The following is a 7,834-nucleotide window of genomic DNA, read 5'->3' as shown; positions in this document are numbered from 1 at the left end:
GGGCCGAGTAATCCGTAGCCAACACATAAGCAACTTGAAGTATGAAGGGTATATATTCTTGTGGGCTGAATGCTCGTACAGGCTCATAAAATATTATATGTAATACTTTCAATATGTTTATTTCATGTATGTTCCAGAAAAAACAAAAAAAGTGGTCTTTTTGGGATATTAAACTGGCGTGCATGCTACTCGTTTTTCCGTAAAAGTGAAATAATTTGTTTTTTTGAAAGGGAAGGCTCTTTGGGGGGTACTTATAGCGTTTGCATAATTTTTTTTTTTGCTTAATTGATGTTATTTATAATGCCTGGTGCAAATATCTGTTTTTTTTTAATAAATTAGTTATATGATTATTATATTGTTGTGTGTCGATTAATAATTTTAAAGTTATACTGGAAAGGTAGCGTTCAACACCTGTTAACAATATATACCCAAAATAATTCGAGTTGCTTAAAGGCGGCAAGGGAGTGAGTCCCCAGGAGCATAGATAACTATGTGACTGGGGTGAACGAGCGTAGCCAACACATAAGCAACTTGAAGTATGAAGGGTATATTTTATTATATAGGCGTTGCCGTAGTGTCTCTGTGCGTGAATGGTTAAGAATAATACGTTACAATTGTCGCTAGTATTTACAACCGATTAAAAACCATGACAACTAACCATCAAATTGACCGTCTTCTCACCCTCATGCAGCGCCTGCGTGACCCGGAAAACGGTTGCCCGTGGGATAAAGAGCAGACCTTCGCCAGCATCGCGCCTTATACGCTGGAAGAAACCTATGAAGTACTGGATGCAATTGCGCGTGAGGATTTTGACGATTTGCGCGGCGAACTGGGCGACCTGTTGTTCCAGGTAGTGTTTTACGCGCAGATGGCGCAGGAAGAAGGCCGCTTCGATTTTAATGATATCTGCGCTGCCATCAGCGACAAGCTTGAACGCCGGCATCCGCATGTTTTTGGCGAGCTTTCTGCGGATAATAGCGAAGAAGTCTTAGTTCGCTGGGAGCAAATCAAAACGGAAGAGCGCGCGCAAAAAGCGCAGCATTCCGCTCTGGACGATATTCCGCGCAGCTTACCGGCCTTAATGCGCGCGCAAAAAATCCAGAAACGGTGCTCAAACGTGGGCTTTGACTGGACGACGCTGGGACCGGTCGTCGATAAGGTCTATGAAGAGATCGATGAGGTGATGTTCGAGGCGCGGCAGGCGGTTGTTGATCAGGCTAAACTGGAAGAGGAAATGGGCGATTTGCTCTTTGCCACGGTCAACATGGCGCGTCATTTAGGTACGAAAGCGGAGCTCGCTTTGCAAAAAGCGAACGATAAATTTGAACGTCGTTTTCGCGAAGTTGAACGTATTGTCGCCGCCAGAGGCCTGGAAATGACCGGGGTGGACCTGGAAACAATGGAAGAAGTTTGGCAGGAAGTAAAACGCCAGGAAATTGATCTCTAAAGGTTTTAGGCGGTCAAGAGCGATTTGTGTGATTTTTTAAATAACAAGCGCTTGATTTACGTCAAAAACATTTACCTCAAAGGGGCTATTTTCTCCCTCCCTGTGTGAATGTCAGCCTGACGAAGAGGAGGAATAATGAAAGTTTGTGGCGTAGGTCATGTTCGGGTATACTGCTTTCCCGTCCTGGTTATTCCATCGTCTTTTAAACCTAACTTCTCAGGTTCCGCATGACAACGAACTATATTTTTGTGACCGGCGGGGTCGTATCCTCTCTGGGTAAAGGCATTGCCGCAGCCTCCCTCGCAGCCATTCTGGAAGCCCGTGGTCTCAACGTGACCATCATGAAACTGGATCCGTACATCAACGTCGATCCGGGTACTATGAGCCCAATCCAACACGGGGAAGTGTTCGTTACTGAAGACGGCGCTGAAACCGACCTGGACCTGGGGCACTACGAGCGTTTCATCCGCACCAAGATGTCTCGCCGCAACAACTTCACGACTGGCCGTATCTACTCCGACGTTCTGCGTAAAGAACGCCGTGGCGACTATCTGGGCGCAACCGTACAGGTAATCCCTCACATCACTAACGCGATTAAAGAGCGCGTGCTGGAAGGCGGCGAAGGCCATGATGTGGTACTGGTGGAAATCGGCGGTACCGTCGGTGATATCGAATCGCTGCCGTTTCTTGAGGCGATTCGTCAATTGGCGGTGGATATCGGTCGTGAACACGCGCTGTTTATGCACCTGACGCTGGTGCCTTACCTGGCGGCTGCGGGCGAAGTGAAAACTAAACCGACTCAGCACTCCGTGAAAGAGCTGCTGTCTATCGGTATTCAGCCCGATATTCTGATTTGTCGTTCCGATCGCGCGGTTCCTGCCAACGAGCGTGCAAAAATTGCATTGTTCTGTAATGTGCCGGAAAAAGCCGTTATTTCAATGAAAGATGTCGATTCCATTTATAAAATTCCAGGCCTGTTGAAATCTCAGGGGCTTGATGATTATATTTGTAAACGATTCAGCTTGAACTGTCCGGAAGCAAACCTGTCTGAATGGGAACAGGTCATTTACGAAGAAGCGAACCCGGCAGGCGAAGTGACTATCGGCATGGTCGGCAAATATATTGAACTGCCGGATGCCTATAAGTCAGTGATCGAAGCACTGAAACACGGTGGTCTGAAAAACCGCGTTACCGTCAACATCAAATTGATCGATTCGCAAGATGTTGAAACGCGCGGCGTCGAAATTCTGAAAGATTTGGACGCTATCCTGATCCCCGGCGGCTTCGGCTATCGTGGCGTTGAAGGTAAAATCGCCACTGCGCGCTATGCGCGTGAAAACAATATTCCTTATCTGGGCATTTGCCTGGGGATGCAGGTTGCGTTGATTGAGTTCGCTCGTAACGTGGCCGGCATGGACAACGCCAACTCAACGGAATTTGTGCCAGACTGTAAGTACCCGGTTGTGGCGTTAATTACCGAGTGGCGCGATGAAGACGGTAACGTTGAAGTCCGTAGCGAGAAGAGCGATCTGGGCGGCACCATGCGCCTGGGCGCGCAGCAGTGCCAGCTTAGCGATAACAGTCTGGTACGTCAGTTGTACGGCGCGTCGACGATTGTTGAACGTCATCGCCATCGTTACGAAGTCAACAATATGTTGTTGAAACAAATTGAAGCAGCGGGTCTGCGTGTCGCAGGCCGTTCCGGTGATGATCAGTTAGTCGAGATCATTGAGGTACCGAATCATCCGTGGTTCGTGGCCTGTCAGTTCCATCCGGAATTTACTTCCACGCCGCGTGATGGACATCCGTTGTTCGCCGGCTTTGTTAAAGCCGCCAACGAGCATCAGAAACGTCAGGCGAAGTAAAAAAGTTAGAACGGCGGTGCACCCTCAGCGGTGCACCGTTTGTCTGAAGTTTTAGTTTAACTAGTGACTTGAGGAAAACCTAATGTCCAAAATCGTTAAAGTCATCGGTCGTGAAATCATCGACTCCCGTGGTAACCCGACTGTTGAAGCTGAAGTACACCTGGAAGGTGGTTTCGTAGGTATGGCGGCGGCTCCGTCAGGTGCTTCTACTGGTTCCCGCGAAGCGCTGGAACTGCGCGATGGCGACAAATCCCGTTTCCTGGGTAAAGGCGTAACCAAAGCTGTTGGCGCGGTTAACGGCCCGATCGCTCAGGCTATTCTTGGCAAAGACGCTAAAGACCAGGCTGGCATCGACAAAATCATGATCGACCTGGACGGTACTGAAAACAAATCTAACTTCGGTGCAAACGCCATTCTGGCTGTCTCTCTGGCTAACGCCAAAGCTGCTGCTGCCGCTAAAGGTATGCCGCTGTACGAGCACATTGCTGAACTGAACGGCACTCCGGGCAAATACTCCATGCCGGTTCCGATGATGAACATCATCAACGGCGGCGAGCACGCTGACAACAACGTCGACATCCAGGAATTCATGATCCAGCCGGTTGGCGCGAAAACGGTTAAAGAAGCCATCCGTATGGGTTCTGAAGTTTTCCATCACCTGGCAAAAGTGCTGAAAGGCAAAGGCATGAACACCGCGGTGGGTGACGAAGGCGGCTATGCGCCGAACCTGGGCTCCAACGCGGAAGCACTGGCTGTTATCGCTGAAGCGGTTAAAGCGGCTGGTTACGAGCTGGGTAAAGACATCACCCTGGCGATGGACTGCGCAGCATCTGAATTCTACAAAGACGGTAAATACGTTCTGGCTGGCGAAGGCAACAAAGCGTTCACCTCCGAAGAATTCACCCACTTCCTGGAAGAACTGACCAAACAGTACCCGATCGTTTCCATCGAAGATGGTCTGGACGAGTCTGATTGGGACGGTTTTGCATACCAGACCAAAGTACTGGGCGACAAAATCCAGCTGGTTGGTGACGACCTGTTCGTAACCAACACCAAAATCCTGAAAGAAGGCATCGAAAAAGGCATCGCTAACTCCATCCTGATCAAATTCAATCAGATCGGTTCTCTGACCGAAACTCTGGCTGCGGTCAAAATGGCGAAAGACGCTGGCTACACCGCTGTCATCTCTCACCGTTCTGGTGAAACTGAAGACGCTACCATCGCTGACCTGGCTGTTGGTACCGCTGCAGGCCAGATCAAAACCGGTTCTATGAGCCGTTCTGACCGTGTTGCTAAATACAACCAGCTGATTCGTATCGAAGAAGCTCTGGGCGAAAAAGCACCGTACAACGGTCGTAAAGAGATCAAAGGCCAGGCGTAATCCTGCTTTTACCTCTTAACGTATAAACCCGCTTCGGCGGGTTTTTTTGTATCGGTTCAATAGCGCAGCCGCTGTGCATGACCGGGCAGACGAAATCTGCAATAATTAACGATTATCCCCTTAACAGAGAACGCTATGCAGTACCCGATTAACGAGATGTTCCAGACCCTACAAGGCGAGGGTTATTTTACCGGCGTCCCCGCTATTTTTATTCGTTTACAGGGATGTCCGGTCGGCTGTGCCTGGTGTGATACTAAGCATACCTGGGATAAACTGAGCGATCGGGAAGTGTCTCTGTTCAGCATTCTGGCAAAAACCAAAGAGAGCGACAAATGGGGTGCTGCGAGCAGTGAAGATCTGCTGGCGGTGATTAATCGTCAGGGCTATACCGCGCGTCACGTTGTCATCACCGGTGGCGAACCCTGTATTCACGACCTCATGCCGCTCACCGATCTGCTTGAAAAGAGTGGTTTTAGTTGTCAGATTGAAACCAGCGGGACGCACGAAGTGCGCTGTACGCCTAACACCTGGGTAACGGTTTCACCAAAAGTGAATATGCGCGGGGGATATGACGTGCTTTCCCAGGCGCTGGAGCGCGCCAATGAAATCAAGCATCCCGTTGGGCGAGTTCGTGATATTGAGGCGCTGGATGAACTGTTAGCCACGTTGAGCGATGATAAACCGCGCGTGATTGCTTTGCAGCCCATTAGCCAGAAAGAAGACGCGACGCGTCTGTGTATTGAAACTTGTATTGCACGTAACTGGCGACTGTCTATGCAAACGCATAAATATTTAAATATCGCCTGATGCGCTATCAATTTTACGGACGGCCTGCCGATGCCGTCTGTGACTCATCCATTACCTTGCATTGTTTATTTTCTCTATGCGAATTTCGATGAGTGTATAAAAGCGCTGATAAATTTTTCCATAGCGATGCACGGATCACGCTATTTTGGTAAATTTAAAGAAAAAATCATTCTATGAACTTTTTTGCATCAAAATCAGTAAATTAGCTGTTCTTTAATAATTTAAATTGTTGCAATTATGTTGGTAGAATGTGGTGCTGATAAAAAGTATTTTATAAACAATGGTATACGTTTAGTGTGTTCCCCGCGCCAGCGGGGATAAACCGTTTGTTGATGAAGATTATATTAAATATCGTACGTGTTCCCCGCGCCAGCGGGGATAAACCGGCGGTGATCGCATGACCCCCCGACAGAGGCGCGTGTTCCCCGCGCCAGCGGGGATAAACCGGGTAACTCGCAATATAGGTGGCGCCTCGCCCACGTGTTCCCCGCGCCAGCGGGGATAAACCGCCGATTTTATTGAATCCTGCGTGCTGGAGGCGGTGTTCCCCGCGCCAGCGGGGATAAACCGTGTCGTCCACCATCACTGGAGAGCGTACATTAGTGTTCCCCGCGCCAGCGGGGATAAACCGGCCGTTGGCGGTGATTTAGGTGAGGAATTTATGTGTTCCCCGCGCCAGCGGGGATAAACCGGTTAACATTTAAAAAAATAAATAATAGTTATTGTGTTCCCCGCGCCAGCGGGGATAAACCGAGGTCTGCCTGTCTGAGTTTATCAAAAATAGCGTGTTCCCCGCGCCAGCGGGGATAAACCGTAAATTACAAATCGTCTACACCTCACTATGCAGTGTTCCCCGCGCCAGCGGGGATAAACCGGCTCGCGGAGAGGTTGCGCCGGTAGACCAGATGTGTTCCCCGCGCCAGCGGGGATAAACCGGCTGATACAATCGTTATCCCAGACCCAATTACCGTGTTCCCCGCGCCAGCGGGGATAAACCGCAGGAATTAGTAGACGGATACGCGTGTGGTGAGTGTTCCCCGCGCCAGCGGGGATAAACCGTAGTAATAGATGAAAATATATCAGCTTACGATGTGTTCCCCGCGCCAGCGGGGATAAACCGAAATATTCTCTCACGGGCTTTTATTAAATTATGTGTTCCCCGCGCCAGCGGGGATAAACCGCATCCGACTCTAAATAATTTAATGATTTATTTGTGTTCCCCGCGCCAGCGGGGATAAACCGTATTTTATTCCGGTTCAATCCCATTAACATATGTGTTCCCCGCGCCAGCGGGGATAAACCGTATTAATAAAAAGAGCATTAGTGGTGACAGAAGTGTTCCCCGCGCCAGCGGGGATAAACCGTTAGCAATACTCTTAGACCTGAATCTTTATTAGTGTTCCCCGCGCCAGCGGGGATAAACCGATAATTCATTTCAGATATTTCCATTTAATGAGGTGTTCCCCGCGCCAGCGGGGATAAACCTGATACGGTCGATATAGCAATTCACCGTGTTAAGTGTTCCCCGCGCCAGCGGGGATAAACCGCTCTTAAATCATTCATTAATTCTAATTCTAAAGTGTTCCCCGCGCCAGCGGGGATAAACCGTACCAAATAATATTGAATCATATTATTTTAAAGTGTTCCCCGCGCCAGCGGGGATAAACCGCATTAAATTCGTCCAGTTACCACGATATTAAAGTGTTCCCCGCGCCAGCGGGGATAAACCGGATTTACGTCACCACCGAACTGAACTGAAAAATGTGTTCCCCGCGCCAGCGGGGATAAACCGAATTATCAGACGCCAATAAATATTTATTACGCGTGTTCCCCGCGCCAGCGGGGATAAACCGGTATAGTTCCCCCTGTTTGTCCTGTAAATAAAGTGTTCCCCGCGCCAGCGGGGATAAACCGTATATCAAAACATTGAACAAGTTAAACTAAATGTGTTCCCCGCGCCAGCGGGGATAAACCGTATATCAAAACATTGAACAAGTTAAACTAAATGTGTTCCCCGCGCCAGCGGGGATAAACCGCTCTTAAATCATTCATTAATTCTAATTCTAAAGTGTTCCCCGCGCCAGCGGGGATAAACCGAAATATTCTCTCACGGGCTTTTATTAAATTATGTGTTCCCCGCGCCAGCGGGGATAAACCGTGAACCCCATACTTTAGCAAAATCAGTTAAATGTGTTCCCCGCGCCAGCGGGGATAAACCGAGCGTTAGTAGTGATAGAATATTTATTATCAGGTGTTCCCCGCGCCAGCGGGGATAAACCGCCTGCACATCCTCGTGTTTGGCGTAGGTTTTAGTGTTCCCCGCGCCAGCGGGGA

General features: G+C 49.2%; 4 protein-coding genes and 1 CRISPR repeat array (1 of these 5 only partly in view). All 4 genes read left to right on the top strand.

What is annotated here, in order from left to right; genetic code table 11:
- The first annotated feature begins 646 nt into the window (after positions 1–646).
- Positions 647–1,447, top strand: a complete 801-nt coding sequence (gene mazG / locus ACLD4K_RS19715) for a nucleoside triphosphate pyrophosphohydrolase (protein ID WP_197389981.1) — start codon at positions 647–649, stop codon at positions 1,445–1,447.
- Between the two features lie 227 nt (positions 1,448–1,674).
- The gene (gene pyrG, locus ACLD4K_RS19710; RefSeq protein ID WP_411012371.1) at positions 1,675–3,312 is read left to right on the top strand and encodes a glutamine hydrolyzing CTP synthase; all 1,638 of its coding nucleotides are present in this window, start codon (positions 1,675–1,677) and stop codon (positions 3,310–3,312) included.
- Between the two features lie 82 nt (positions 3,313–3,394).
- Positions 3,395–4,693, top strand: coding sequence for a phosphopyruvate hydratase (gene eno / locus ACLD4K_RS19705; protein WP_411012370.1), 1,299 nt, complete (start codon positions 3,395–3,397; stop codon positions 4,691–4,693).
- A gap of 135 nt (positions 4,694–4,828) precedes the next feature.
- Positions 4,829–5,500: a 7-carboxy-7-deazaguanine synthase QueE gene (queE, locus tag ACLD4K_RS19700; protein WP_001199961.1), complete on the top strand. Its 672-nt coding sequence runs from the start codon at positions 4,829–4,831 to the stop codon at positions 5,498–5,500.
- Positions 5,501–5,796: 296 nt separating this feature from the next.
- Positions 5,797–7,834: direct repeats of the CRISPR family, unit length 29 nt; unit sequence GTGTTCCCCGCGCCAGCGGGGATAAACCG; it runs 3,180 nt beyond the window's last position.

It is taken from the genome of Salmonella sp. 741265055_HSA, assembly GCF_046569525.1.
Lineage (GTDB): Bacteria > Pseudomonadota > Gammaproteobacteria > Enterobacterales > Enterobacteriaceae > Salmonella > Salmonella enterica.
Note: the sequence above shows the minus strand (reverse complement) of the source record. Positions and strands in the feature narration are given on the sequence as shown.